General features: G+C 67.1%; 1 protein-coding gene. It reads right to left on the reverse strand.

Translation table 11 applies throughout. The annotated features are described in order from the left end of the window. Positions 1 to 1,242, reverse strand: a 1,242-nt coding sequence (locus ACIP8W_RS31940; protein WP_402205915.1) for a beta-ketoacyl synthase N-terminal-like domain-containing protein, incomplete at both ends; no start/stop codon positions are given.

Below are 1,242 nucleotides of genomic sequence, written 5' to 3' on the forward strand. Positions count from 1 at the left end.
CCGCATCGGAAAGCCGTTCCACAAGCAGCAGACCCACGCCCTCGGACCAACCCGTACCATCCGCATCAGCGGAGAACGCCTTACAACGACCGTCAATGGCCAGGCCCTGCTGGCGGGAGAACTCGACGAACGCCGTCAAGTTGGGCATGACCGTCACACCGCCTGCCAGCGCCATTCCGCATTCACCCTGGCGGATCGCCTGGACAGCAAGGTGCAGGGCGGCCAGGGAGGAGGAACAGGCGGTGTCGATCGTAACGGCCGGGCCCTCGAAGCCGAAGGTGTAGGAGAGCCGCCCGGACATCACACTGCTGTGATTGCCGGTCATCAGGTGCCCCTCGGCGTTGTCCGGCCCACCGATCAGGGAATCCTCGTACCCCTGGTGGGAAGCGCCGACGAAGACACCGGTCCGGCTGCCCTTGAGTGCCAGCGGGTCGAGGCCCGCGTGCTCGAAAGTCTGCCAGGCCGTTTCGAGGAGAAGCCGCTGCTGCGGGTCCATCGCCAACGCCTCACGTGGGGAAATACCGAAGAACTCGGCGTCGAACTCACCCGCGTCGGGGAGGAACCCACCGGAACGCACATGAGTGGTGCCGGGGTGCTCGGGATCAGGGTGGTATAGGGCATCGATGTCCCAGCCACGGTCGTCGGGGAAGTCCGCGATGGCGTCCGAGCCTGAGGTGACAAGCTGCCACAGATCCTCGGGCGAGTGGATCCCGCCCGGATAGCGGCAGGCCATGCCGACGATGGCGATCGGCTCGTCCGAGGCGAGGGCCAGCGATGCTGGGGCATCCATAACGGTCAGCCCGAGCAGTTCCGCCAGGAGATGATCGGCGAGCGCCAGTGGTGTGGGGTGGTCGAAGACCAGGGTGGTCGGCAGGGGCATGCCCGTCGCCTCGGTGAGGCGGTTACGGAACTCCACCGCCATCAGCGAGTCGAACCCCGCCTCGCTGAACGGCTTCCCAGGCTCGACCGCCTGGGCGTCGGTGTGTCCCAGCACGGTGGCAGCGTGCGTCCGTATCAGCAGAACGAGTTCACGGCGCCGCTCGGCCTCGGCCAGTCCGCCGAGGCGCCGGGCCAACTCCGGTGCGTCTGCATCTGATTCGGGCTCGGACTGTACGTCGAAGGTTCCCCCGAACTCCGGCAGGTCACCGATGAGAGGGCTGGGCCGGGTCACGGTGAAGGTCTGGCCGAACCGGGCCCAGTCGATGTCCGCGACGGTGACCGTGGTGTCGTCCAGTTCCAGCG

Source organism: Streptomyces sp. NPDC088554, assembly GCF_044752945.1.
Taxonomy (GTDB): Bacteria; Actinomycetota; Actinomycetes; order Streptomycetales; family Streptomycetaceae; genus Streptomyces.